Annotated in this window: 23 protein-coding genes; 10 read left to right on the top strand and 13 right to left on the bottom strand. The window is 52.4% G+C overall.

Annotation, left to right across the window (positions count from 1 at the left end; all coding sequences use genetic code 11):
* Positions 1–43: 43 nt before the first annotated feature.
* The 5 genes from U5L07_15795 to U5L07_15775 all read right to left on the bottom strand — a co-directional run bounded on the left by U5L07_15795 (position 44) and on the right by U5L07_15775 (position 8,040).
* Complete coding sequence (locus tag U5L07_15795; GenBank protein MDZ7833213.1) at positions 44–5,599, bottom strand: DUF2341 domain-containing protein; 5,556 nt, start codon at positions 5,597–5,599, stop codon at positions 44–46.
* Positions 5,600–5,685: 86 nt separating this feature from the next.
* Positions 5,686–6,123 (bottom strand): hypothetical protein, encoded by a 438-nt coding sequence (locus U5L07_15790; protein ID MDZ7833212.1) that lies wholly within the window; start codon positions 6,121–6,123, stop codon positions 5,686–5,688.
* On the bottom strand, positions 6,113–6,343 hold the full coding sequence (locus U5L07_15785; GenBank protein ID MDZ7833211.1) for a DUF4926 domain-containing protein: 231 nt from the start codon (positions 6,341–6,343) through the stop codon (positions 6,113–6,115). Before U5L07_15785 ends, U5L07_15790 begins: the two co-directional genes overlap by 11 nt.
* Positions 6,340–6,678: a hypothetical protein gene (locus tag U5L07_15780; protein MDZ7833210.1), complete on the bottom strand. Its 339-nt coding sequence runs from the start codon at positions 6,676–6,678 to the stop codon at positions 6,340–6,342. Before U5L07_15780 ends, U5L07_15785 begins: the two co-directional genes overlap by 4 nt.
* Positions 6,679–6,708: 30 nt before the next feature.
* On the bottom strand, positions 6,709–8,040 hold the full coding sequence (locus U5L07_15775; GenBank protein MDZ7833209.1) for a nicotinate phosphoribosyltransferase: 1,332 nt from the start codon (positions 8,038–8,040) through the stop codon (positions 6,709–6,711).
* 100 nt (positions 8,041–8,140) lie between these two features.
* On the opposite strand from U5L07_15775, the gene U5L07_15770 reads away from it, so the two are divergent.
* Together U5L07_15770 and queF are read left to right on the top strand one after the other, a co-directional pair.
* Entirely contained in the window at positions 8,141–8,374 is a 234-nt protein-coding gene (locus tag U5L07_15770; GenBank protein ID MDZ7833208.1) for a hypothetical protein, read from the top strand.
* Between the two features lie 19 nt (positions 8,375–8,393).
* Positions 8,394–8,804, top strand: coding sequence for a preQ(1) synthase (gene queF, locus U5L07_15765; GenBank protein ID MDZ7833207.1), 411 nt, complete (start codon positions 8,394–8,396; stop codon positions 8,802–8,804).
* Between the two features lie 66 nt (positions 8,805–8,870).
* On the opposite strand, the gene U5L07_15760 is transcribed toward queF, so the two are convergent.
* The 3 genes from U5L07_15760 to U5L07_15750 all read right to left on the bottom strand — a co-directional run bounded on the left by U5L07_15760 (position 8,871) and on the right by U5L07_15750 (position 10,164).
* Entirely contained in the window at positions 8,871–9,260 is a 390-nt protein-coding gene (locus U5L07_15760; GenBank protein ID MDZ7833206.1) for a DUF5615 family PIN-like protein, read from the bottom strand.
* Positions 9,257–9,493: a DUF433 domain-containing protein gene (locus U5L07_15755; GenBank protein ID MDZ7833205.1), complete on the bottom strand. Its 237-nt coding sequence runs from the start codon at positions 9,491–9,493 to the stop codon at positions 9,257–9,259. The genes U5L07_15760 and U5L07_15755 overlap by 4 nt, the downstream gene beginning before the upstream one ends.
* A 182-nt stretch (positions 9,494–9,675) precedes the next feature.
* The gene (locus tag U5L07_15750) at positions 9,676–10,164 is read right to left on the bottom strand and encodes a hemerythrin domain-containing protein (protein MDZ7833204.1); all 489 of its coding nucleotides are present in this window, start codon (positions 10,162–10,164) and stop codon (positions 9,676–9,678) included.
* A gap of 296 nt (positions 10,165–10,460) precedes the next feature.
* On the opposite strand from U5L07_15750, the gene U5L07_15745 reads away from it, so the two are divergent.
* The 4 genes from U5L07_15745 (at position 10,461) to U5L07_15730 (ending at position 16,212) form a co-directional block, all read left to right on the top strand.
* Positions 10,461–13,358, top strand: a complete 2,898-nt coding sequence (locus U5L07_15745) for an ATP-binding protein (protein MDZ7833203.1) — start codon at positions 10,461–10,463, stop codon at positions 13,356–13,358.
* Position 13,359: 1 nt separating this feature from the next.
* The gene (locus U5L07_15740) at positions 13,360–13,755 is read left to right on the top strand and encodes a response regulator (protein MDZ7833202.1); all 396 of its coding nucleotides are present in this window, start codon (positions 13,360–13,362) and stop codon (positions 13,753–13,755) included.
* Positions 13,748–14,932: a response regulator gene (locus U5L07_15735; GenBank protein ID MDZ7833201.1), complete on the top strand. Its 1,185-nt coding sequence runs from the start codon at positions 13,748–13,750 to the stop codon at positions 14,930–14,932. Before U5L07_15740 ends, U5L07_15735 begins: the two co-directional genes overlap by 8 nt.
* A gap of 158 nt (positions 14,933–15,090) precedes the next feature.
* The gene (locus U5L07_15730; protein MDZ7833200.1) at positions 15,091–16,212 is read left to right on the top strand and encodes a GGDEF domain-containing protein; all 1,122 of its coding nucleotides are present in this window, start codon (positions 15,091–15,093) and stop codon (positions 16,210–16,212) included.
* A 164-nt stretch (positions 16,213–16,376) separates the two neighbouring features.
* Here U5L07_15730 and U5L07_15725 read toward each other — a convergent pair whose 3' ends face one another.
* Positions 16,377–17,171 (bottom strand): electron transfer flavoprotein subunit beta/FixA family protein, encoded by a 795-nt coding sequence (locus U5L07_15725; protein ID MDZ7833199.1) that lies wholly within the window; start codon positions 17,169–17,171, stop codon positions 16,377–16,379.
* A gap of 567 nt (positions 17,172–17,738) precedes the next feature.
* Between U5L07_15725 and U5L07_15720 the strand changes: the two genes are divergently transcribed.
* The 3 genes from U5L07_15720 to U5L07_15710 all read left to right on the top strand — a co-directional run bounded on the left by U5L07_15720 (position 17,739) and on the right by U5L07_15710 (position 20,913).
* Complete coding sequence (locus tag U5L07_15720) at positions 17,739–18,944, top strand: acyl-CoA dehydrogenase family protein (GenBank protein ID MDZ7833198.1); 1,206 nt, start codon at positions 17,739–17,741, stop codon at positions 18,942–18,944.
* 27 nt (positions 18,945–18,971) lie between these two features.
* Complete coding sequence (locus tag U5L07_15715) at positions 18,972–19,700, top strand: TetR/AcrR family transcriptional regulator (GenBank protein MDZ7833197.1); 729 nt, start codon at positions 18,972–18,974, stop codon at positions 19,698–19,700.
* A 157-nt stretch (positions 19,701–19,857) separates the two neighbouring features.
* Positions 19,858–20,913 (top strand): phosphotransferase family protein, encoded by a 1,056-nt coding sequence (locus U5L07_15710; GenBank protein MDZ7833196.1) that lies wholly within the window; start codon positions 19,858–19,860, stop codon positions 20,911–20,913.
* On the opposite strand, the gene pyrE is transcribed toward U5L07_15710, so the two are convergent.
* Complete coding sequence (gene pyrE, locus U5L07_15705; GenBank protein ID MDZ7833195.1) at positions 20,903–21,463, bottom strand: orotate phosphoribosyltransferase; 561 nt, start codon at positions 21,461–21,463, stop codon at positions 20,903–20,905. The two genes, U5L07_15710 and pyrE, sit on opposite strands and share 11 nt — an antisense overlap.
* 345 nt (positions 21,464–21,808) lie before the next feature.
* Here pyrE and U5L07_15700 point away from each other — a divergent pair, with 345 nt between their 5' ends.
* Complete coding sequence (locus U5L07_15700) at positions 21,809–22,561, top strand: enoyl-CoA hydratase/isomerase family protein (GenBank protein MDZ7833194.1); 753 nt, start codon at positions 21,809–21,811, stop codon at positions 22,559–22,561.
* Positions 22,562–22,567: 6 nt separating this feature from the next.
* Here the strand turns inward: U5L07_15700 and dusB are convergent, their stop codons facing one another.
* The 3 genes from dusB to U5L07_15685 are packed head-to-tail and all read right to left on the bottom strand — an operon-like array spanning position 22,568 to position 24,800.
* The gene (gene dusB, locus U5L07_15695) at positions 22,568–23,536 is read right to left on the bottom strand and encodes a tRNA dihydrouridine synthase DusB (GenBank protein ID MDZ7833193.1); all 969 of its coding nucleotides are present in this window, start codon (positions 23,534–23,536) and stop codon (positions 22,568–22,570) included.
* On the bottom strand, positions 23,518–24,447 hold the full coding sequence (locus U5L07_15690; protein MDZ7833192.1) for a DUF1848 domain-containing protein: 930 nt from the start codon (positions 24,445–24,447) through the stop codon (positions 23,518–23,520). Before U5L07_15690 ends, dusB begins: the two co-directional genes overlap by 19 nt.
* A complete protein-coding gene (locus tag U5L07_15685; protein MDZ7833191.1) occupies positions 24,423–24,800 on the bottom strand; it encodes a hypothetical protein in 378 nt (125 codons plus the stop codon). Before U5L07_15685 ends, U5L07_15690 begins: the two co-directional genes overlap by 25 nt.
* Between the last annotated feature and the right edge of the window lie 164 nt (positions 24,801–24,964).

Genomic DNA, 24,964 nt, shown 5'->3' with positions numbered 1-24,964 from the left:
GACAGTGACGGAAGGCTAAGGTTAATGACATGGTGATTAAAGTTTATTTCAGTATGGAAATAAAGCAGGTTGAGCTGCTGCCTGAACTATTGCTGCGATTCCTGGCACTTGTCACCTGATCAGCACTGCCGTGTTCGGAAACCGGGCCGATGGGGCCGTAAAACGGATTGTCTCGGGTGTTGTCCATATCCACTTCTTCGAGTTTATAGAAATAATTCATATCATCACCCAGATAGATATCACAGTCCCGGTAGGCGTATTTGGCCCCCTGGGTTGAATCGATGGATTTTGCGCTGACAAAGCTGTCCTCGATTCTTTCATATTCCCCGTCCCGGCTCGTGCTGCGCCACAGATAATACCCGATGGTTTCAACCTCGGTGGCGGTCTCCCAGGCAATGTCTATGCACTCCCTGTCCGCATCAGGGTCGGCGGTAAAGGAGATAAGAGATATGGCCAAGGGTTGGTTTTTACCCCCAAGGACATATTCCGGATTTGTCTTTTTTGGTGTGTTTTGATCCTGGTTGAACAACTCCAGGCGTCCGGTACCAAAAGCCCAATTCGCACCGGAATCCGACCATGTTGCGAAACAATAATCTGGCCGTTCAGCCAGACCGATCTGAGGAGCTTCAGGATCAGACGGATCCGCTTTATCCGGAACATTGGGATTGCCCGTGTAATAATACATGACATCATAACTCGGAGGGGCTGTTCCCCAGTCAGTAGCAAATACACCCCAGTACCGAGAATAATCAATAGAAGACCAATTATCATCAAAATCTAAATCATTATTGGGGTCTATCGGCGGGGTCAGGCCATTCGGAGACCTGGGATAAGGATCACTTGGTGCGCTGGGGTAGGGATTCGTTCCGATATCCGGCGGGTAAACCGGTGCTTCGTCGACACGGTAGATTTGGAGACCCGAGAAATCCTCCGTCCAAGGCCCGCTGTTTTCTGTGGCGAATATATAATCGCCATCTAGATGGGCCAGTTGGGTGGAAACCGTCCCCGGTCCGCCATCGTAATAATCCCATGCGCTGTCATCACCAATGGGGGCGGAAGAGCAGACCCGGGCCGCCAGAATATCAGTGCTGCCGTCGGTGCCGAAATTCGTCATCGTGCCGTCGTTTCCATTGCCGGATGCGTCCGGGCAGTTGACGCTGTTGGTTTCCTCGTCAAATCGCCAGTAGCCCACAAGATTGGACCATCCGGTGTCGCTGCTGGTAACTTTTTTGCACATAGTGTCGCGAATTGCATCCTGATTTCTGGCAACGTCCCAGATACGGACTTCATCGATTTTGCCGTTAAAATAATTCGGCCCTGTCTGGTTAACCCCAATGAAAAGATTATTATCCGTCTCCTGAGCAGTAACTGTGGAGCCTGTTGTTTCCTGAACCCCATTGATATAAAGCGTCATCGTGTCCGCACCATCGTTCCAAGTTCCGGCAACATGATACCAGGTACCTGCTTTTAGTGTGGTGGTACTGTTGATCGTGTTAGGCGTTGATCCGTCATCAACAGTAAAGTATACTTGATCATTGGAAGCGCCGCTCATGTAGAGGGAATAGGAATCATTTGTGCCATCGCCTTTATGAATAATGCCCGCGTTGGCCTGATGTGTTGAAATATTCACCCATGCTTCTATGGTTCCGGTAGTGGTGAGATCAAGATCGCCATTGGTTACCGTGTCGCTGACCTCTATGTAATCATCCGTCCCGTCGAAATCAATGGCATTTCTCGGATCCACATCCTGGCCCAGGATGAATTCCGTGCCGCTGAATCCGGCCCGGGTCAGAAGGTCGTTAACTTTATCCTGATCCGCATTGGCGCTTTTCCAGGATTCACAGTTGTGGTTGCGAAATGCCAGATTAAAGGTTTCTTCATTGGTGTATGGATAGCCGGTATAAGTGTAAACCACTTTATAGGTCGGATCAGTACCGCCGGATTTGAAAACGCCCCAGTAATGGGGAGCCAATCCCAGGCTTTTCCAGAATAACGGTTGGCCCACACTTTCCGGGGGGATATCCACCCGGTAGGCATGGAGGCAGGAATCCAGTGACGGATCCCAGTCACCGCCGTCTTCGGTCACCGTTATATTGTCTGCTAAGTTTGAAGCAAAATTCAATACCTGAAAGCTTCCGCCGGCACCGCTTCCATTATAATCATAAGCGCTGTCATCGCCAATGGGCGCTTCAGAGCAGACCCGCTCGGCATTGGTGATGCCGATATTCCCATACGCGGAAGCGTCGTTGCAGACAACACCGCACTGTTCGTCAAACCGCCAGTTGCCCACAAGATCGAGGTAGTCGGATTCCGCGTCCGTGATTTTATGGCACATGGTGTCCCTTATCCGGGCCTGGGTTCTGGCCTCATCCCAGATCCGAACCTCGTCCATGGTGCCGGTAAAGCTTCCGCCTGTCAGCTGGTTGAAACCGATGACCAGATCTTCGGTGGTGGCCTGGACATCAGAAACGCCTGTGGAGCTGGTGGTGATGGCGGCTTCAATGCCGTTGATATAAATCAAGACCTGTGGAGACGCGTTTAGATCCCACACGCAGGCAATGTGATACCATTGCCTGGCAGCAAGGGTGTCATCCGCAATAAATAGATGCTGGTTGTCGCCGGTGTCATAGAGGGCAAAGCCGATATTTTGTGCGGTGCCTCCGGAAAATTTATCTCCGGAATCGCCGCCGCAAAGTCCGATATTAAAGGTTTCAGCCGTGTTCCCCTTACTGATTAATTCTGAATTGGCCTGGAATTCGTCGACATTTATCCAGGCTTCGACCGTACCCGATGTGGTCAATTGAAGGGAAGGCGCGGAAGCGACCGTAACGCTGGCATTGGTCGCCGGGTTAAACTGCATTGCCCTCCGTGCCCCCGGGCAAGGCTGGTTTGTGCAGGAAGATGTGTTGTCCCCGGTTGCGGGATCAAAAATATCAGAAACCACGGTGGCCGTGTTTTCCGTAGGTGAAAATGTCTCTGATACATCCGCATAAATACGGACGGTATGGGAATAGGACGGGTCCGGATATGTCGCCATATCGCCTAATGTCAGGGGGCTTGTCCATGAGTTGCGTGCCCCGCCATCCAAGGTATATTCGATATTGCTGAGCCCTGCGCTGATCAAGGATGTAAGATCATCAGTCAACGCCACGTTGGTTGCCGGATCGGGTCCGTCATTGGTCACCGTGATCACAAAAACCAGCTGGTTGGTCCCGTCCGGGGTGACGGTTGTGCAGTGTTTGACGACTTCCAGGTCGGCATTTCCGTTAACCTGATCCCCGTAATTAACGACCTCGCTGTCGCCGGTCGAAGGTGAGTCCTCTAATGTGACAGATACATCGTTGGGCGTCGTTGACACATAATAATCAGGATCGGTTTCCCTCACGTCGTAATCTCCGGGTGCAAGTTCCGTAAAAATAAAGTTCCCGTCAGAATCGGTTATGGTGTCTCCATAAAAATAAAACGAATCAATCAAATAATCATACAGAGTCACTGTCACATCGGATATCCCCGGCTCGGCGCCGTTCTGGTTGCCATCTCCGTCAATGCCACCAGTGCCGGTGCCATTATCATCAAACACGGTTCCGGAAATTGTGCCGATATAAATGTCGCTGACGGTGGGCTGATTTCCTAAAGTTCCCGGATCGCCATCCGTCCCCTGATAGGTATCATTGGTTCCATCGGAATCGCTGTCGTAGAACCCGACGGCCTGGTTGCTGATCTGGGTCACGCCAGCGGCCATTGGGTCGTCCAATATGACCCTGAATTTAATTTCGACAATATTGTCCGGGGAATCAGCTACCGGGCCGATATCAATGCCTTTGATGACCAGTTCCTCTGGATAACGACCTGTTGGCAAAGGCGGAAAAATTTCAATGGTGTGGTCTGTGTTTAGGGGGTTAGGAACACCAGGCGTTACCTCATAGTCTGTGACAGTGGGAGTAAACGTGTCGTCATAGGTTGTGTTGGGCGGGATCACGTCCGTAATCTCTATTGCGGCAATAGGAACAAACCCGGTCATATTCGTAATCACGATGGTATATTCCAGGGTGTCTCCGGGGGTGATGACCCCGTTTCCATCCGCATCCACGGCCAATGCGGCGGTCTTGGTGCCGGTGGCCTGGGCTGAACCGCCAACGGTGAAGTCTGTGGTCTGGATGCCTGCCGTATAGGGATCGCCATCCGTGAGAATATCGGCAGCGGGGCCGTTTGTTCCGTCATTGTCGGAATCATAGGACACGGTTCCCTGGTTGGAAACCACGGTCGATATAGATGTTCCACTGTTGACAGTCACATCAAAGGTGATCTCGGTCTTTATAACGCCTGTTGGATCCGCGGTGACAGAACCGGTCCATGAAATCTGCCCGGCGTTGTGAGTCACCGTGCCGTTTGTGGCGGTCCATGAACCTGTATAGGTGGTTTCGGCCGGGAGGTTATCGGTAAGCTCCGTCCCCAGTGCGACCACATTGCCGGTGTTGTAAATTTTAACATTGTATTGCATGGTGTCTCCGGGGGTGATGACCCCGTTTCCATCCGCATCCTTGCTCAACGCCACGCTTTTGGTGGCCGAAACATCCGCCTGGAGAGAAGATTCCGCCCCCCAGGCGTCATGGGCCGGCTCCGGATACACGAAATTCCGCACCGCTACCCAGTCGTAATCCGAAAAAGACCCATAATGGTTTTGAAGGGCGATTTCACCATCTCCGGCATAGGTTGTATCGGTGGTGGTGCTCATCAGAGCGTCGTTTTTAAATATGCGGTGGGTGTAAGAGCCGCCGGAAGAGGTGACCGTCACGCTCCCCCGGTACCAGGTGTTCGTGCCGCTACCGAACCGGGTGACGGCAGTCCCGAATCCTGCCCAATTATAATACGGTGGTCGCATATGGGGTGTTTCATTGCCGGTCCGGCAGTCAAATCGACCTTTATAGCCGGTGCCGGCATTCGGAACGTAGTTTCCGCGATAGGCAATTTCTCCCAATGCATTGACGGATTGTTTCAGCCGGACTTCGATGGCGCCGTCTGTGAAATTGTCGTAGGCCGGCGATGATCCCAGAGAGGTATGCCCAAATGTCCCGCCTGTCTGGCCGCCGCCGCATCGCAGAAAATCGCCGGGTTGAATGGCGATAAACCCGCCATCCAGGGTTTTTTCAACCGTCCATTTCGTCGACAGATCCCCGTCAAAGTCATCGAAAAAAATAAAGGTGTTGTCGCCATTCGAAGTGGTGGTGACGGTTCCCGTTGTGTTTCCATAATAAATATAAATAGTTTGATTGGCCGCACCCAGATCATCAGCCACCTTGACCCAGAAAACCGCGCTGACCCCGGGGTCCAGACTGCCGGTTTCCATCCAATAATCCAGTTCCGTGACACCGTCCGAGGAAACAAACCGGACATCGCCGAAATCTGCCTGGCAATTGCCGTCCAGATACACATTTTCCCCGGAATCCGTCCCCGCGCCGGCGGCGGAATTGATGACATGGCTTTTTCGATAGGACCAGTCCGTGGGAAAAGCCGCAAAAAGAGGTTGGGCTGTACCTAATAGAAAGAAGGCCGCAACTGCCAATAGTAAAATTTTTCGACGAATTAAAAATTTTTGCATGAGTGTTTCCTGTTGAGTTTTTATAGGCAGATTCAAAGGCTTAGATGGTGAGAGGGCTACAAGCAAAAGGGTATTACTGCCTATCTTTAATTATCATCGAAATTCTTTTGGATTGTTAATAGTTGATCACTTATTTTTACCGGAAAATCAAGAGCTGAGCTCAAAATTTTATATGAATCCGCGAGGCTGGATAAGTTTTTGCTCACGTTGCTTCTGATGGATTCAAGGCTTACCTCAGGCTCCTTCCGTTTCCCGTCTTCCATCACGGTCTCCAGCAATGGCCGGCAGCCTGCCGGCGCTGCTTCATCCTTTAATCCGATAATATCTTCGACATACATGCCGGTTTCATCGGTTTTGCGGAATACCTGTTTCTCATCTATTAGAATAACCCCCCAAAGCATTAATTTTGTATCAAAGTACAGCAAGCCGCTCCTGAAGGATTTTGGCTGCTTTTTATTGACGTCATGCACAACAGAATTGATGCGGTAAAAAATTTGCGATAACGAATCGCCATTAAGCTGCACTTAATGATCGCACGGACAGAATTTCCGTATCCCCGATAGGGCGCACGTCGGCTAACCTAAGGGTAACAAGCGCCTGCGTTCTGCCAGAACCCGCAACAAACTCTACTTCAATCCCCTCTGGTTCGTATAGTTCCACAACTGCGCCGATATCTCCGCACTTTAACCCTTGTTCCGGCAAATTTTTTTCCAAAACCACTGTTTCTAATAGTTTAAGGGTCATCTTTGGTCTCCCGGATATGCCGTAATGAAATGTGGAATCTGTTCTTCCACCCGTATAATCCATACGGTTACGATATTGACTTTGCCACCCAATGGACTGGAAATATATCCCCTTATCTCGTATTTTTGCCCGTAATCTGTTGATTTGCTAGCATAAGCATCCAGGGTGAGCAAAGCACGGATTTCGGATTCTAATTGCTGCCAATTATCATTAGTATAGCCAATGGCTCGGAAAAATGCAGCTTTAAATTTTCCAACGGGATGATTCGGCGAAAGGAGATAATTCTGCAGTTTTTCCGTTGGTATAATCGCTTGATCAGCATTTGGCAGTTTCATATATGCAAGCGTTGGTTCAGTTTTAAATGTCTAATTGCTTTGAACCTGGCGCAACCGCTCGCTTATTTTTACCGGAAACACCTGTGCCCCTGTCAGAGAGGTATAAGGCTCGTTAAGCTTGGATAGATTGGTTTTGACCCTATTGCGGATATCTTCAAGACTTGTTTCAGGCAGCGTCCGCTCTCCGCCTTCCATCACGGTCTCCAGCAGCGGCCGGCAGCCTGCCGGCGCTGCTTCATCTTTTAAGCCGATGATATCCTCAACATACATGCCGTTTTGATCGGTTTTTCGGAATACCTGTTTTTCACCCGCCAGGTTGACCTTGCCGGGGCTCAGCTTGCGGATGTCCCGGTTCCTGAAATGGACCATTTTGTAGACAATATCAAAATACGGGGCATCCGCCGAGACCCCCAGTTTGGTGCCCACGCCGAATGCGTCGATTTTAGCCCCGGCTTCGATGACCCGGGCGATTTTATGTTCGTCAAACCCGCTTGAGGCAAATATTTTAACGTCTTTCAGTCCGGCGTTGTCCAGAATCTGCCGAACGCGGCGGCTCAAGTCCACCATGTCCCCGCTGTCTAAGCGCACGCCGATCAGTTTCCGGCCTTTCTGGGCCATTTCCCCGGCAATTTTAACCGCATTTTCAGCGCCTTGAATCGTATCATAGGTGTCGATCAAAAGCACGGAATTTTCCGGGTAGGTTTCGGCAAAGGCCCGGAACGCTTCGATTTCCGTGTCAAAGGCGGTCACAAAGGAGTGGGCCATGGTCCCGGATACCGGGATGCCGTAGAGTTTGCCGGCCAGCACGTTGCTGGTGCCGGCAAATCCCGCCAGATAAGAGCTTCTGGCCACTTTAAGGGAGGCTTCGCCCCCGTGGGTGCGGCGGGCCGAGAAATCGATGAGACTCCGGCCTTCGCCGGCATGCAGGCACCGGGCCGCCTTGGTGGCGATCAGGGTTTGAAATCCAATGGTATTAATTAAAAGCGTCTCAATGATCTGGGCCTGAATGAGCGGAGCGGAAACCTCGATTACGGGTTCGTCCCTGAAAAATACCGTGCCTTCGGGCATGGCACGCACCGTGCCGGTAAACCGGAAATCCTTTAAATAGTCAATAAATGCATCCGTGAAAAAACCGGTTTGTTTGAGATAGCTGAGATCGCTCTCTGTAAAGGTGTAATTTTCAAATTCAGCCAGCACATCTGCCAGGCCGGCGGCCACGAAATAGTTGCGGTCTGCCGGATAATCCCGGATAAAAAGGGAAAATACGGCATTATCCTGGATATGGTGGTCAAAATAGCCCGCTGCCATGGTCAGTTCATAGAGATCGGTTAACAGCGGTCCGGATCGGGGTAAGTAAGACATAAACTATCGACTCCGGGGTTTTCAATTTCATCAGATTACCGGCAGTTGTCACAACTGTTTGACACTGCCGCATAATTCAATTAAATGGGTCATGAATAATATGGAATATTATGATGAATTTGTTCTGTTTTTTGGGGCGGGCACGGTGGCCCGCCCTACGCATGGTATTCAATGGGCGGGCGCGGTGGCCCGCCCTGCGATGGGCATGACGGAATTTCGTAGGGTCGGCCACCGCGCCGACCGCCCTTGCGAACAGCGCCATAGTTATGAGCGTTACAGTCAGAACAAATTTAGCCTCTATAAACATAATGGAATCTTAACCAGATATCAATAAGGAATGCAGGACAGACACAATGACCGATCAGGAGAATTACCCGCTGCCGTATGAGATCCGATCGCCGGATACCATCCAAACGGATCTTTTAAATATATTGGATTATGATTACCGGGGACGCCGCGACATTGAAATCAGCATCCGGCACCCCGAGTACACGTCGGTCTGCCCCATGACCGGGCTGCCGGATATGGGCACCATCACCATCACCTATGTGCCGGATCAAACCATTGTGGAACTAAAGTCCCTGAAATATTATCTGCTGCAATACCGGAATGTGGGAATCTTTTATGAAAATATCGTAAACCGCATTCTGGATGATCTGGCCGGGGCGCTTTCGCCAAAAAAAATGACGGTCACCGGCGAGTTCACCAGCCGGGGCGGGCTTACATCCCGGGTGGAGGCGGTTTACGTGAAGGAGACTGGATGAGTCTGCAAACGCACTATGATCTTGAGATTACACAGGAAAAGCTGTCCGATAGGTTAGGGCCGGAAGTCATTGGTGCCAAGAGCTAAATCTGGCATTAAAAGGTAAAGGACGTACGCGAAATTTTCCTTCTGTGATGCTTATGATAGCTCCGTCTGCCAAGGATCGTTCTTGTTCAGCAAGGACTCGTTTCAAATAGCGATTGACATTTTCAGGCCGCATATTCCGAAGGCGAAAGACGACAACGCTGGGAAGTCTGGCACCGCTCGCTGCCACCAAATCACCAAAATCGAGATCATGGGTCAAAAGAACCATCCCTTCATTGCGGGCCTTTTCCATAATGGCCGGGTCTGCCATCCGATTAAGCCCTTCTTCATGTAGGTGCAAGGCTTCGTAGCCCAAATCTCGCAGAAAGAAGATTGTCTTCGGTGAAATGCCCATGTCCGCCAGGAATTTCATATAGCAGCGGGTTCTATTTTATAGACAGCGTCTTCCGCCAACCAAGCGGCATATTTTAGGGACTGCCGAATATCTTCAGATTCCAGATAAGGGTATGCCTCAATGATTTCCTCTACCTTCATGCCGTTGGCCACAAGATTGATAACCAGGGATACAGTCACTCGCGTCTCCCGGATGCATGCCCGGCCCCCCATCACATTTGTGTTAAACGTAATTCGATCAAATCCCAACATGAGTTTGCTCCGTTCTAAATTCCGATGCATATTTAAAGAATTTCATAAAATGCCATAATATCGCTAAGGTATTGTGCTTTGTCTGAATCAGCACTCACTATAGCACTAATATGTATATCCGGAAAATAATTGTCAATTTTAAATTCATACCTTCGAATGCGGCCGCTTTTGAAAGAGTCGGTTCACGGGCCCGCCTTTTCCGTGTCAAGGTATTGTTTGACCAGGGCTTTGCAGCGGCTGTTTTCATCGATCAGGGGAAAGAGTTCGATCAATTCCCTTTTCGCATGGACTTTCAGCTTTTCAAAAAAGGAGCTCAAATCGCGAATCAGGGCGGCGTCTACTTTGCCCGGGGCAATCTCATTTTCCCGGGATAAAATGGCCTCCAGTTCTTTTTCCAAAATACCGTGCTCTTTTTGAAATCCCAGCACCACCAGGGCCGTGTCATAGGATACGCTGCCGTTGATCGCCGCCGGGAAGAACACGTGCTCCTCGAGTTCAAAATGCTTTATCAGGTCCTTTTTTAAAAATCCGATAAACTGATTGAGCTGCGCAAAAAAGGTCTTGTCTTTTTCAGCCTTGCCTTTTGAAAATTTGGCCACATAGTCGGCAATTAATTTGTGTTCCTGGGAGAGTTTGGCAATGGTGTTATCAATTTTGCTGACATTTGTCATCGGTCACCTCTTTTCTCGTTAATCAGAAACCTGTCTTTAATTCTGCCTGCTAATTTTAACGACTCTGTCCTCTGAATCAAGGAAAAAAGCCCGATAAACGGAACAAATTTATCGTAAGGAAAAAACGGAAAACCGGCATGGTGTCTGTTTTCCGGGCAATGCATCGGGTTGGCCTCCCTGACAAAATTATTGACCGCATGCCGGGACTATATCATAGTAAATAAAGCGATTTAATTTGCCTCGCATTTTTATTGAAGCGTTAAAAACGTTTTTTTGAAAGGATTGGCGCAGACGTTTTGGCAGACGGCGGCCATATCATATATTTCAATTTTTACACCATCGGCGCCCTTATTCCGGTGGTTTTCCATTTTCTGATCACGGTCTTTTTTCTGTCCATTCCGGAAAAATCCCGGGCCACCCTTCACCTGGGCATTGCCTTTCTTTTCATCACCCTGTTTAATTTGGCCTATGTTCTCGCCGCCAGCGTCTACCACCCCATGGCCGCCTACCACCGTTGGCTGACCGTGGGCGTCATCATGCTGGCGGAAACCCATTACACCCTGTTTTTGTTCAATTATCCCCATCCGGGGCGGCTGAAGACCGAGCGGCTGATTCAAATCCCCCATTATCTGATTTCCTTTCTAATGACCGGCGTCTTCATGTGGGTGAGTTTCAAGTCAGGGGTGATCTATCATTTTGACGGGCATTACTGGGATTTTACCGCGGATGATATCAGCAAGCTCGTGGGCATTGTCATCGGGCTCTATCTGGTGCCCTTTACCGGGATTTTTATTTACAAAATGACCAAAATCCGCGGCCGGGAGCGCTGGGTGATTTTTTTTATGGGCATCGCCTATCTGGTGGGCTCATTGATTCCGGCCATTGCCAATGCCATCAGCCGGGAGGGGCTGATCGACCGCCAGTTTTTCCAGATCATCTGGGCCATGGTCAATATCTTCGGCTTCTTCTTTCTGGCCATTATCTATATTAACAACACGCGGGACCAGTCCACGTTTATGGCCAAAATCGCAGGCATCAGCATGGTAACCTTCCTGGTCCTTCTTCAGGGGGTCAGCTATTTTGCCTTAAATGACAAGGAGCAGGCCTATGATGAAATTCATCGGCAGATGAACCACCGGATTGTCTCGGCAGGCGACAACTATCAGCCGCCCCAGCTCGCCTACGTGACTGCCTATGATGCCAAAGCCCGTCAAGCCACCGTCGAGTATCAGGATAAGGGGCTGCGCCTGGACACGCGCCGGATAAAACAGGATTTGGAAAACGCCTGGTTTTTCAAAAAAATCAGCGAAACTCATGGGAAGGGCCGGCTTCGGCGCTTGTTAACCGGCACATGGCGGAAAAGCGGGCATTTGGCCGGCTACATTCGCAGTTTGGGCGCATTTGCGGCCGGACAGCCGGACGGGCTGACATCAACAGCCATCCAGGCCTATATTGAAAAGCTTGAGTTTTATGTGGGCTATTACCGCAGAAAAGTCCGGAATATGCCGGCGCAGGGGGTCCGAAAAGCGGTCGGCGCATTTCTGGACAGCAACAAGGCCACGCTTTCAAATTTTAATATCACCCTGTGGAATCATCTGGCAAAAAGTGAATCCCATGGCAATGCCCTGAAATCGGAAATTCTGGCCTATCTCCAGCCCCTGCGGCCATCCGGGGAGCGGTTTTACCGTAAACTTCCGGCCGATTCTCCGCATGTGGTCGCATTTGTTCACCATGCAGGGGATTCCAACCGCATCTATGAACTGGGATTTAGTTATGACGGCTACCGGCATTATATCCATCCGGCGGCCGCCAAGATGATTCTCCTGCTTTTCGGGTTGATCCTGTTTGCGCTGGTGGGATTCCGGCTGTTTTTTCTGGGTACCTTTATTCACCCGATGCGCATGCTGGTGGACGGCGTAAAACGCGTCAACTGGGGGGATTTAAACGTTTCGATTCCCGTGCGGGCCGGTGATGAGATCGGGTATCTCACCCAGGCGTTTAACCGGATGGTAGGTTCCATTAAGGAGTCCAACCGGGAGCTGAATGATACCCGGCTCTATCTCAAAAATATCTTTGACTCCATGCCGTCCATGCTGATCGGCGTCGATCATCAGGGCCGGGTGACCCACTGGAACCAGGAGGCTGAGCGGATTACCCGGCTGGCGGAGGATCGGGCCCGGGGTGAGGCCATTGAAAAACTGATTCCCCAGTTTGCCGAATACCTGGAGAACGTGCATGCGGCCATTAATCACCGGAAATCGCAGAAAATCGAGAAAGTCGCCTACCAGCTGGGAGGCGAGACCCGGTATTCGGATATTGTGGTCTATCCGCTGACCGCCAACGGGGTTAAGGGCGCGGTGGTGCGGGTGGATGACATCACCTCGCGGGTGCGGTTTGAGGAAATGATGGTGCAGTCCGAAAAAATGGCGTCGGTGGGCGGTCTGGCCGCGGGCATGGCCCATGAAATCAATAATCCGCTGGGCGGCATCATGATGGCCGCGCAGAATATCGAACGCCGGTTTTCCCCGGCTTTGAAAAAGAATCACGAGGTGGCGGAAGAAGTGGGCACCGAGATGACAGCCATCTCCGCATATATGGAGAAACGGGGCATTTCAAAGATGCTTGCCGGTATCCTCGAGATGGGCCAGCGGGCCTCGAATATTGTCGCCAATATGCTTAATTTCAGCCGGAAAAGCGAAACCCGGCGATCGTCCCAGAATATCAACCAATTGATTGATGAGACCATTGAGCTGGCGGCCAATGACTATAATCTAAAAAAGCAGTATGATTTCCGGCATATTGAGATCTCCCGGGATTATGAGCCCGGTCTGCCGATGATTCTCTGCATCCGCACCGAAATTCAGCAGGTGTTTTTAAATCTTTTAAAGAATGCCGCCCAGGCCATGGCGGAAAAAACCTATGAATCGGAATCACCGCAGATTCGGATCCGCACGGCCAGGGCAGGTGATATGGTGCGGGTGGAGGTGGCGGATAACGGCCCCGGAATGCCCGATTCGGTGCGCAAACGGATATTCGAGCCCTTTTTCACCACCAAGGATGTGGGAACCGGCACAGGGCTCGGCCTGTCGGTTTCCTATTTTATCGTGACCAAAAATCACGAGGGGCAGATGGAAGTCAGCGCCCGGGCCGGCAAAGGGACCCGGTTTATCATTAAACTGCCAGCGGCGGAGTAAAATGGGGCATTCAGAGATTAAAATTCTGGTGGTTGATGACGAAGAAGTGGTCAATGCCAACCTGCAAGCCTTTCTTGAAGATGAGGGGTTTACGGTCTATACCGCAGCCAGCGGTGAGGCGGCGCTTCAACTCTTGGATCGCCAGGCCGTTGATGTGGGCATTATCGACATGCGGCTGCCCGGTATGGACGGCAATACCCTGATTTTAAACGCCCATCAGAAACAGCCCTTGATGAAATTTCTGATTCATACCGGGTCAACCAACTATGCCCTGCCGCAGGCCCTGCTTGATATCGGTTTGACCAAAGCGCAGGTGTTTCGAAAACCCCTTTCGGATTTATCCGTATTGACCCCTATGATCAATCAACTGAGTAACATGGAAAAACGCGATGATTAAAGTCCTCACCATTGATGATGAAACCGTTTTTCGGGAAAATATCGTCGCTTTTCTCGAAGATAATGATTACCAGGTCATTGAAAGCGATAACGGCGAAGACGGCCTGGCCAAGTTCAGGCAGGAGGCGCCGGACATCATCCTGTGCGATCTGAAAATGCCCCGGATGGACGGCTTCCAGGTGCTTGAGGCGGTCGCCCGGGAGGCGCCTGAAACGCCCATCATCATGATTTCCGGCACCGGCGCCATTCATGACGTGATCGAGAGCCTCCGGCTGGGCGCCTGGGATTATATTTTAAAGCCCATCTATGACATGGGCGCGCTGGAGCATGCGGTGAACAAGGCCCTTGAAAGGGCGCGGCTCATCCGGGAAAACCGGCAGCATCGGGAGCATCTGGAGGCGGAAGTCAAAAAACGGACCCAGGAGATCCTGGACCGCACCAATGAGCTCCAGGCGGCCAACCGCCAGCTGAACGCGGAAATAAACGAGCGCAAGGCCGTGGAGAACCGGCTTAAGAACAGCCTGAACAGCCTTGAGAAAACCATCGAAGGCACCATCAGCACGATCTCGCTTATCGTTGAAATGCGCGATCCTTACACGGGCGGACATCAGCGGCATGTGGCCCAGCTTTCCCGGGCGATTGCCCGGGAAATGAATTTCTCGGAGGAGCAGCTAAATGGCATCTACTATGCCGGCCTGATCCATGATATCGGCAAACTGGCGGTGCCGATCGAGATTCTGGTGAAGCCGGGCCGGATTAGCAAGATTGAATACATGATGATCCGCACCCATCCGCAGGCCGGTTGGGAAATTTTAAAAGAAATCGAATTTCCCTGGCCGATTGCCGAAATTGCGCTTCAGCACCATGAACGCCTGGATGGCTCGGGATATCCCAACGGCCTTTCCGGAGATGATATCCTGGTGGAGTCGCGGATTGTGGCCGTGGCGGATGTGCTCGAATCCATGATGTTTCACCGGCCGTACCGGGAATCTTTGGGGCTTGATGTGGCATTGGAAGAAATTTCCCAAAACCGCGGCCGGTTATATGATGCGCAGGCGGTGGATACCTGCATTAAGCTGTTCCAGGAGAAGAACTTTTCTTTCAATATGACCGAGTCTAAATACCAGGACGAGTTTTTTTCCAGTTTTTTTGGCCGGCACCATACGAATCTGACCTAAATTCTGACACCAATCCATTGAAATGGGCTCAATTTGCTGTTATAAGCGGCGCATATGGATGAGCGGCAGCGGCATTTAATTGGCCGCTTACGTTGAAGCCGGACGTACCCGTACGCTGCGGCCTCTCTTGATCAGACAAGTATTCTATCGGAGTTTTCATGACATTTGAGCGGCATCGTATCAACCGGCGCGTGATCGATGATCTTAAAAACCGGTCCACCATCGGCATGTATTTTTATCTGGCCGTCACCATTGCGGTGCTCTCTGTGGACGGGTTCTACAAACGGCACCTCATATTCTCCATCATTTTTCTCTCGCTAATGGCTCTCATCGCCTGTTTCCGGGTGGTGCAGTTTAAATTCTACGACAAATTCGACCAAATCAACCGGCGGCTCAACTACTGCGCGTTTTTTACGAGCGTATATGCCACAGCCCTTACCTGGGGGGTCGGGTTTGCCTATTTCATGATTCAGCCCGAGGATTTGACCTCCAAGATGATTATGCTGGCAAGCACGGTGGGGCTTGATTCCGGCGGCGTGGTCGCCTTTATGCCCTCCCGGCGCACTTCGGTTGTCTATAACCTGATCATGCTGATGCCGGCCGCCCTGCTGATGCTGTTTCTGCAGACCAATAATATCATCGTTTTTCTGATTTGCCTTTTTGCCGCCTATATGATCCTGGTGGCTTTCAGGGGCAACCGGGAATACTGGGACGCCTTGGAAAATGAGCACTTACTTAAATTAAAATCCGAAGAGGTCGAAAAAATCAGCCGGGTGGATGTGCTCACCGGCCTGTATAACCGCCGCTATTTTGATGAAATTTTCAATGTCCAGTGGAAGGCGGCGGCCCGAAGCGCCATTCCCTTGTCCGTTATCATCTGCGATATCGATCACTTCAAACCGGTCAACGACACCTACGGCCATCTGGCCGGGGACGCGTACCTGAAAAAAATTGCCCATGTCCTCTCCGGCATTTTTCAGCGGGATACGGATTTTATCGCCAGATACGGCGGCGAGGAGTTTGTGATGCTTCTTTTAAACCATGAAGGGCCGGATGCGGTGGAGCTGGCGGAAAAGGTCCGCGCTGAGGTTGAGCGCATGACGCTTTTTTATTACAGCCATGAAATAAAAACCACGATCAGCTTGGGTGTTGCCACGTGTGTGCCCCGGCTGGCGCAAAACCGGGAGAACCTGTTTGAGGAGGCGGATAAGGCCTTGTACCAGGCCAAAAACAGCGGCCGCAACCAGGTGGTGTTTTATGAGGCCCAAAACAGCTGTTAACCCAATGCCATTAACTTAAGAGCAGAAATGGGCTCGGTGGTCATTTCGAGCGGCAGCGAGAAATCTTACAATTGCCATGATTTTTTAAGATTTCTCGTCACTATCGCTCCTCGAAATGACAGGGGCGGAATGCTAAAGAGAATGACATTGAGTGTTAACCTGTCTTAGGAAAGCAGCGATTTTTGTTTCAGCATATGGATGAGTTTTTTGGCCTTCTCCTCCGGCGTGCCGTCGATCACTTGCCCGGCCCGTTTTTTCTCAGGCGGCGCATAGCCCGACACGTTATAGCTTTTACCCCCTATATCAAGCGAATCCATGGCGATTTCCGAGATGCCGGTTTTATTGGCCCGGAGCATATTGGAGAGACTCGGATAGCGGGGGATATTGATCCCGGTCTGGATCGTGACAAGGGCCGGCAGGTCCAATTCGATCAGGGCCCTGGCCCCGCCCTCGCGTTCCTGCTCAACAGAAATCAGCGATTTTTCCGGATCAAGATCAGCCCTGACCACTGCGGAGGCCCAGGGGATATCCAGGCAGGCGGCCAGCATGGGGCCGACCTGAAACTGCATCATGTCTTCAGACATCACCCCGGTTAAAATCAGATTATAGGGTTTTTCCGATGCGATCGCTGCAATGGCCCGGGCGGTCTGCATGGCATCGCAGGCCCGGGCGTAATCGGCCTTAATGTGCATGCCCTTGTCAGCGCCCATGCCGATGCCCCGCTTGACGGCTTTCCGGGCACCGTCCGGGCCGCATGAGACGATGTCAATATGGGTTTTGCCGAACTTTTCCTTGATTAACACCGCCTCTTCCACGGCTGACTCATCAAAGCGGTTCATGGAAAGTTCCGTGTCATCATCCACCGCCTTCAAGGGATCCGGCGGTTCGTCATATATGTTCTCTGAAGCGATGATCCGGTCAAAATCCGGCACCGCCTTCACGCAGACCAGGATGTTCATGCGCGCCTTCCTTTTCTTTCGCTCTTGGTGGGAAATTTGTTCTATTTTTCAGGCAGGCGCGGTGGCCTGCCCTACGAAGGCATGCCGGCATTTCGTAGGGTCGGCCACCGTGCCGACCACCCGTGCGTCCAGGGTTTTTAGGGTTTACCGCCAGCGCGTAGGGCGGATAAGCGATAGCGCATCCGCCATGTATTTGGCTTTATGATCCCTTGGTTAAAAGGCCAGGACATCGCAGGGTTAAATTGCTTGGAGACCATTTATTTCTAATAGAATATTAAAACGTTAGCGTCAACAAAAAATAGAGCGCTCGCTCGTTTTTTTTGTTGACAGCCGAGGCGGATGCCGATAATAAATCAGCATGGACACAATGTTATTAACCTTAGCATTCCGCCCCTGTCATTTCGAGGAACGACAGTGACGAGAAATCTGAAAAAATCATGCGATTGTAAGATTTCTCGCTGCCGCTCGAAATGACAACCGAGCCCATTTCTACTTTTAAGTGAATGGCGCTGAGTGTGGGCATTAATCGCTGATCATCTTAGAAAAAGGTCATAAAAAGGGAGTAACATGGATTTTTCAATATCTGACAAAATGAAGACCATCCTGGAAATGGTCAATGAATTTGTCGACCGGGAGCTCATTCCGCTGGAGCCGGAATTTAACAGCAAGGGATTCCGGGAGATGCTGCCCGCAATCCGGGAAAAGCAGGAAAAAGTCCGGCAGATGGAGCTCTGGGCGCCCAATTTTCCGGAGGATTGCGGCGGTTTGGGGCTTTCTTTGTTGGAGCACGGGCTGCTGTCAGAAGCCCTGGGCCGGACGCCGCTCGGGCATTTCGTGTTCTGGTGCCAGGCCCCGGATGCGGGAAATGTCGAAATCCTTCACATGCACGCCACCGAAGAGCAGCGCAAAAAATATCTCTATCCCCTGGTGGCCGGCGATATCCGGTCCTGTTTTGCCATGACCGAGGTGGACATGCCGGGCTCCAACCCGGTGCTCCTTGAAACCACCGCGGAAAAGGACGGGGACGACTATGTGATAAACGGGCACAAGTGGTATACGTCTTCAGCAGACGGCGCGGAATTTGCCATTGTGATGGCGGTGACAAATCCCGAGGCCCCGGATTATACCCAGGCGAGCATGATTATCGTGCCAACAGATACCCCCGGCTTTAACCTGGTCAGAAATATTCCGGTGATGGGTCATGCGGGCGAGGATTATTTCAGCCACGGGGAAATCCTGTTCCAGTCCTGCCGGGTGCCGCAGGCGAATCTGCTCGGGCAGGAAGGCCATGGGTTTGTGATCGCCCAGGAGCGTCTGGGGCCGGGCCGGATCCATCACTGCATGCGGTGGCTGGGCATCTGCCAGCGGTCCTTTGAACTGATGTGCCGCCGGGCCAACAGCCGGCAGATTACCAAGGACGGCAAGCCCCTGGCCTCCCGGCAGATCATTCAGGCCTGGATTTCCGAAAGTGCGGCCGAGATTCAGGCGGCCCGGCTGATGACGCTTCATGCAGCGTGGAAAATTGACAATGAGGGCGCCAAGGCGGCCCGCCATGATATCTCCATGATCAAGTTCATGGTGGCCAACACCATGCAGCGGGTGGTGGACCGGGCGCTTCAGGTGCACGGCGGCCTCGGTATGACCGATGACACGATCCTTGCTTTTTTCTTCCGGCACGAGCGGGCCGCCCGGATCTATGACGGGGCGGACGAGGTGCACAAGGTGGCTTTGGCCAAACGGATTCTGCGGGAATATCCCGCAGAAACCGGATAAACAGAAACCGGATAAACGGGCAGGCAGATGCAAACGGCGGCAAATACATTTCAGCATATGCGGTTCAATGAATTCCGGCAGATGGCCCTGGTTTCCATGGAGGAGCTCTGCCGCGAGATTTTTCATGAAAACCAGACTTCCATCAAGACCAAGAAGGAGGCCGTGGCGGTCCGGAACTTGGCCAATATCTTTGACACCACCCTGAAGCTCTCCAATGAAAAGGGCTTTCAGACCATGAGCCTGAGGGATCTGAGCCGGGCCTCGGGGCTAAGTATGGGCGCCCTCTATTCCTATTTTACCAGCAAAGATGAACTGCTGGAGATGATCCAGAACCAGGGTCAGCGCTTAACCCGCCGGATACTCAGCCAACAGATCGAATCGGTTGAATCGGTCGGCCAGAAGCTGCGCATGGCCATCCGGACCCATCTGTACCTGACCGAGGTCATGCAGCCCTGGTTTTACTTTTCATTCATGGAGACCAAGAATCTGGACAAGGCCCAGCAGAAAAGGTCGATTGAGGGGGAACTGGCCACCGAGCAGCTGTTTATCGACATTCTGGAACAGGGGCTTCGCGAAGGGGTGTTTTCGCTGGAGAATCCGGTTTTGACGGCCACGGTAATCAAGGCCATGCTCCAGGACTGGTATGTCAAGCGCTGGAAATACAGCCGGCGGCGCGTTTCCGTGGACGCGTATGCGGATTTTGTGATTTTTGTCATTGAGTCCATTGTGATGTCAAATTCAATGTCGTTAACTTAACAGTAAAAAATGGCTCAGTTGTCATTTCGAGCGCCAGCGAGAAATCTTATAATTGCATGAATTTTCAAGATTTCTCGTCACTGTCGTTCCCCGAAATGACAGCATCGGAAGCCTGAGGCCAATTGTTTTTATGCCGGTTAAATTCAGGGAGTTGTAAATGCCGATCGTTGATACACCGACTAAAATTCGCGATGGGGAAGAGCTGGATCAGGCGGCTGTGGAGAGTTTTTTAAAGCAGCATATCGAAGGGCTGTCCGGCAGCCTGGAGATTAAACAGTTTCCCAGCGGGTTCTCCAACCTCACGTATTTTATCCGGGTGGGGGACCGGGAGATGGTGCTCCGCCGGCCGCCATTCGGCAGAAAGGCCAAAACCGCCCATGACATGGGCCGCGAATACAAAATATTGAGCGCCCTGTATCCGGTCTTTCCCTACTGCCCGAAGCCCCTGGTCTATACCGAGGATGAGAGCATCATGGGCTGCCCCTTTTACGTCATGGAGCGGCTGCAGGGGATTATCCTGCGAAAAGACCTGCCCGAGGACCTGTCCCTTGCGCCGGCGGATGCCCGCCGGCTTTGCGAGAATATGGTTGATCTCCACGTGCGGCTGCATTCCCTCGATTATGAGGCCATCGGCCTGGCAGACTTCGGTAAACCCCAGGGCTATGTCCGGCGCCAGGTGGAGGGCTGGAGCAGGCGGTACCGGGAGGCCCGAACCCCGGATGTCCCGGATTTCGAGCCGGTGATGGCGTGGCTGGCCGCCAATCAGCCGGATGATTTTGAGCGTCCGGCAATCATTCACAATGACTATAAATTCGACAACCTGGTCTTAAATCCGGACAACCCTTTGGATATTATCGGCATTCTGGACTGGGAGATGGCCACCCTGGGTGATCCGTTAATGGATCTGGGGGCGTCCCTGGCCTACTGGATCAACCGGGATGATCCGGAGGAGATGCAGCTCATGCGGATGCTGCCAACGACCTACGAGGGGATGATGACCCGCCGGGAGGTGGTGGATCGGTATGCGGAAACAGCGGGGATTGAGCTGGGCAATTTCGATTTCTATTACTGCTTCGGCCTTTTCCGGCTGGCGGGTATCGCCCAGCAGATTTATTACCGGTATTATCACGGCCAAACCAAGGATAAACGGTTTATCCAGATGGGCTATGCGGTGGGATTTCTGGAAAATGCCGCCAAAGGCGTCATTGGCTGATAAAATCGTTGATGGTTAACAGGGAGTAGACATTTACCCCGCAGGCCTCGATGTTTTCGCGGCCGTTCTGCTCGCAGCGGTCAAGCAGCGCAATCACGCTCAGGATCTCAAGGCCGTAATCCCGGACCGCATTGATGGCCTTGATGGTGGAGCCGCCGGTGGTAACCACGTCTTCAATCACAATTACCGGATCGCCGGGTTCCATGTTGCCTTCGATCGGCAGTCGCAGGCCGTGGGCTTTGGGTTCTTTTCGCACGGAAAACGCATCAATCGGATTGCCCCGGAGCTGCGAGGTGTAGGCCACGGAAATGGCGATCGGGTCCGCGCCCATGGTCAGCCCGCCGATGCCTGCAGGGTCTAGGTTAAGCTCCTGAATTTTGTCATACATCAATGCACCGATCAGGACGATGCCTGGCGGGTAATAGGTCACCCCCTTCAAGTTGAAATAGAAGTTGCTTTTTTTGCCGGAAGCCAGCGTGAATATGGGCTCTTTGGAATACTGAAACGAACGCTGCCGGATCAGATCAATGAGTTGGTCCCTTTCGGTCATGGATAGAAATCCTTTCCCTGTTTTGTTAAAAAAGCTATCGATGACTAACCGAATGGCCAAGGATTGTCAAGCCGGATGATATCAAGCGCAACCCAGATTCGCCATATCTATTTTGAGGCGGGCACAGTGGCCTGTCCTTCTATTTTGAGGCGGGCACAGTGGCCCGCCCTACGCAGGATGTGCCTGGGACCAACCGTCGTAGGGCCGGCCACCGTGCCGGCCAAAAATTGAACGGCGGACACGACCGCCCGCCTACAGTGAGATGTGCCGTGAATAATCGTCGTAGGGTCGGCCACCGTGCCGACTGTTTCGGCTCTTAATCCCAATCCCAATAAGGAGCTTTAAATGGAGAATTTAATCTATCAAGCCAAAGATCACATCGGCTACCTCACCTTAAACCGGCCGAATAACTATAATGCCTTTGACCGCCAGACCATTGAGGAGTTCGAAACATTCTGGCGGGACCGGCGCTATGATGAAAGCGTGCGGGTGATTGTGCTTGACGGCGGGGATGCCAAAGGGTTCTGCGCCGGGCTGGATATGCAGACCTACGGGCCGGAGATGTTTAAGATGCCGCCGACGGAGGCCTATAACGGCCAGGCCCGGATGGCCAGACTTCTGCTTGCCATGCGCATGGCGCCGCAGCCCATTATCTCCTGCATCCACGGGGCGGCCTCCGGCTTTGGATTTTCTCTGGCCATGGCCTCGGATATCCGGATTTTGGCGGAAAACGCCCGGTTTAATGCGGCCTATATCAATATCGGGCTGGGCGGGGCGGATATGGCATCGAGCTATTTCCTGCCGCGTTTGATCGGCTCCGGCCGGGCCAATGAATTCCTGCTCACCGGCAACTGGATGAGTGCGGAAGAGGCCATGCAGCTGGGGTTCGCCAGCCGGCTGGTGCCAAAGGATCAAATGCTTGAGACCGCCGGGGAGCTGGCCCAAACCATGGCGAGTAAAACGCCTCTGGGCCTGCGAATGACCAAGGAGGCCATCAACGTCAATATCGATGCCGGGGGCCTTGAGGCATGCCTCCAGATGGAGGATAGAAACCAGATGATGGTCATGTATTCGCTCAAACTGGCATCACCCGAATAGGCGGGGCTATGCCGACATTAATTGTTTCTTGTAAGCCTCGATCAGGTGCTCGGCTTCTTCCCTGCTTCTGATCCGGGTGATGGCGCGTCTGAACACAGAGCTTGCCGGAAGGCCCTTGGAAAACCAGCCGAGGCGGCTGCGAAGCATCCGGCAGGCTTTTTTTTCACCGAAGAGCGTAATCATCTGATCCATATACCAATGCATCATCTGAAACCGATGCAATGGGTCCACCGGCGGAATCGGCTCATGGCGGAGGGCTGCCAGGGCCTGGGTAAAAAAACAGGGGTTGCCGATGGCCGCCCGGCCGATCATCACCCCGTCACAGTTGGTAGCTTCGATCATTTTCTGGACATCGGACGGCCGCTTGATATCCCCGTTTCCGATCACCGGGATGGCAGCGGCCTCTTTTACCCGTTTAATCACCTGCCAGTCCGCACACCCCCGAAACCCCTGCCTGGCGGTGCGGGGATGGACGGTTACGGCATCCACGCCGCAGGCCCCCGCTATGCGGCAGAGCTCGATCGCCTGCCTGCCCGAGGCATCCCATCCGGAGCGGATTTTAATGGTTAACGGAATGCGGATGGCCTTTCGCATTTTAATGAGCATCTGCTCCGCCCGGTCCAGGTCCTTCATCAATGCCGCGCCCGCGCCGGTGCGAACCACCTTTTTGACCGCGCATCCGAAATTTACATCAATAATATCCGCACCCATGGCTTCCACCATAGCCGCCGCCTCGGCCATAATATCGGGGCGCTGGCCGAATAACTGCACGGAAATGGGCTTTTCCGCGTCATCCATCACCAGCATGTCCCGGGTTTCCGCCGAGCCGTAATGCAGCCCGTTTGAGCTGATCATTTCACTGCACACCAGGCCGCAGCCCGCCTCCCGGGCCAGAATCCGGAAGGGCATGTGGGTAATGCCGGCCATAGGGGCCAGAATCAATGGATTGGTGAGCTCTATGTCGCCGATTCGCATAACGGGTGACTGCTTTTTGACGGGTTGGCATAGCAGAACAGGCAGTTGTGCCGGCAGGGCTGGCGGTGGTAGGAACCGATATCCGAGGAGGTCGTACACCCGCATCCCTGTTTCACGCGCTGGCCGGCGTCTTTTCGAAGCGAAATGTCCCCGCCGAAAAAATCCATCAGCAGCCTGCCGGGGATGCATCGGCTGGGTCCAATGGGGGCGCCTGCCGGCAGGGCGGCCATCACCTCTTTTTCGCAGCAGGTATATAGGTCAATATCGTGCGGTTTGAGAATCTGCGCCAGCCATTGCAGCACCCGCACTTTTTCTTCTAACGGCGGATCATTAAAAACAAAACCCGGATAGGCGGCCAGGCGCTTTTTGATCTTGGGGTAATGGTCCATGAAGCTGGTGATGCAGCGGCGAATGCCTAAATCGCCCATAACTTCGGCAATTCGGGCAAAATCCGTCAGGTTGTCCATATCCGGCCCGCCCGGCGGCCGGAAAAAACAGACCGGGTCAAAGCGCCAGTGAATCGCTTCCGGGCCGAACCGTTCGACAAGCCGGGAAAGCGTTTCAAAACGGCCATTTAAGGGCGGGATATGGGGCTCAAGCCATGGGGATTCAGAGTTTAGGGTGAAATTGAAAAACAGGTGATAGCCCATTTTCTGAAGCCTCTCCCCGTAGCCGCCATCCAGAAACGGGCGGAAGTCCTTGGACCAGAAAACAATGGTATGCACATTTTCAGGCGTTGCCGTAACTTTTGATACGTGACGGTTGAACGGATTGGTCATTTCAAAGTATCCGTCATAAATCCCCTGCATGAACCAGTCCATGTAAAAGGCCGGAATATCGGTGCGGCGGGAGGCGGAGATGATGATTCTGGCTGGTGTTTTTCCGCTCATTTTTTGGGTTGGCGGTCCCATAGGGAGACCACCTTGGCATCCTCCGGGGAATCCTCTTTTTCTTTTTCCGGCGCCTGCTGCTGTTCCTCTTTTACAGATGCCTCTTGGCTTTCTTCCTGATCAGATTCTGGTTCCGCCTCCGGCGGGGCCTCGACTTTTTCAAGCCGCAGCCGGTTGCCACCCATGGTAAATTCTTCCCCGTTGATATACACATCCCGCAGAATCCAGGTGACCGTCTGCAGCGGGATCTGGAGAAGCAGGAGCGTCACATGATACCAGTCTTTTTTGACATCCGGGGAAATGGCCTCGATGCGGGCAAAACCGGCGGGCTGATCCTCATAATAGATTAAAATAATATCGTTTTCCTGTGCCATAGGCTACGCACCTTCTAAGTAACTTGTTTTTTGAAAGCTCGAAATGGATATAAACCACAAAGGACACAGAGATCACGGAGAAGGCTTCTTATAAATAATGTTTTCTCTGTGGCCTCTGTGCTCTCTGTGGTTAAGAAATTGGTCCCCAAAAGGTGTAGTGGGGT

The sequence above is a fragment of the Desulfobacterales bacterium genome (genome assembly GCA_034520365.1).
Taxonomy (GTDB): Bacteria; Desulfobacterota; Desulfobacteria; order Desulfobacterales; family Desulfosalsimonadaceae; genus M55B175.
This window is presented reverse-complemented; position numbering and strand designations above follow the sequence as displayed.

Coding starts and splice junctions, on each gene's coding strand:
- U5L07_15795 (MDZ7833213.1), bottom strand. CDS start 5,599: ATGCAAAAATTTTTAATTCGTCGAAAAATTTTACTATTGGCAGTTGCG.
- U5L07_15785 (MDZ7833211.1), bottom strand. CDS start 6,343: ATGACCCTTAAACTATTAGAAACAGTGGTTTTGGAAAAAAATTTGCCG.
- U5L07_15780 (MDZ7833210.1), bottom strand. CDS start 6,678: ATGAAACTGCCAAATGCTGATCAAGCGATTATACCAACGGAAAAACTG.
- U5L07_15775 (MDZ7833209.1), bottom strand. CDS start 8,040: ATGTCTTACTTACCCCGATCCGGACCGCTGTTAACCGATCTCTATGAA.
- U5L07_15770 (MDZ7833208.1), top strand. CDS start 8,141: ATGGAATATTATGATGAATTTGTTCTGTTTTTTGGGGCGGGCACGGTG.
- queF (MDZ7833207.1), top strand. CDS start 8,394: ATGACCGATCAGGAGAATTACCCGCTGCCGTATGAGATCCGATCGCCG.
- U5L07_15760 (MDZ7833206.1), bottom strand. CDS start 9,260: ATGAAATTCCTGGCGGACATGGGCATTTCACCGAAGACAATCTTCTTT.
- U5L07_15755 (MDZ7833205.1), bottom strand. CDS start 9,493: ATGTTGGGATTTGATCGAATTACGTTTAACACAAATGTGATGGGGGGC.
- U5L07_15750 (MDZ7833204.1), bottom strand. CDS start 10,164: ATGACAAATGTCAGCAAAATTGATAACACCATTGCCAAACTCTCCCAG.
- U5L07_15740 (MDZ7833202.1), top strand. CDS start 13,360: ATGGGGCATTCAGAGATTAAAATTCTGGTGGTTGATGACGAAGAAGTG.
- U5L07_15735 (MDZ7833201.1), top strand. CDS start 13,748: ATGATTAAAGTCCTCACCATTGATGATGAAACCGTTTTTCGGGAAAAT.
- U5L07_15730 (MDZ7833200.1), top strand. CDS start 15,091: ATGACATTTGAGCGGCATCGTATCAACCGGCGCGTGATCGATGATCTT.
- U5L07_15725 (MDZ7833199.1), bottom strand. CDS start 17,171: ATGAACATCCTGGTCTGCGTGAAGGCGGTGCCGGATTTTGACCGGATC.
- U5L07_15720 (MDZ7833198.1), top strand. CDS start 17,739: ATGGATTTTTCAATATCTGACAAAATGAAGACCATCCTGGAAATGGTC.
- U5L07_15715 (MDZ7833197.1), top strand. CDS start 18,972: ATGCAAACGGCGGCAAATACATTTCAGCATATGCGGTTCAATGAATTC.
- U5L07_15710 (MDZ7833196.1), top strand. CDS start 19,858: ATGCCGATCGTTGATACACCGACTAAAATTCGCGATGGGGAAGAGCTG.
- pyrE (MDZ7833195.1), bottom strand. CDS start 21,463: ATGACCGAAAGGGACCAACTCATTGATCTGATCCGGCAGCGTTCGTTT.
- U5L07_15700 (MDZ7833194.1), top strand. CDS start 21,809: ATGGAGAATTTAATCTATCAAGCCAAAGATCACATCGGCTACCTCACC.
- dusB (MDZ7833193.1), bottom strand. CDS start 23,536: ATGCGAATCGGCGACATAGAGCTCACCAATCCATTGATTCTGGCCCCT.
- U5L07_15690 (MDZ7833192.1), bottom strand. CDS start 24,447: ATGGGACCGCCAACCCAAAAAATGAGCGGAAAAACACCAGCCAGAATC.
- U5L07_15685 (MDZ7833191.1), bottom strand. CDS start 24,800: ATGGCACAGGAAAACGATATTATTTTAATCTATTATGAGGATCAGCCC.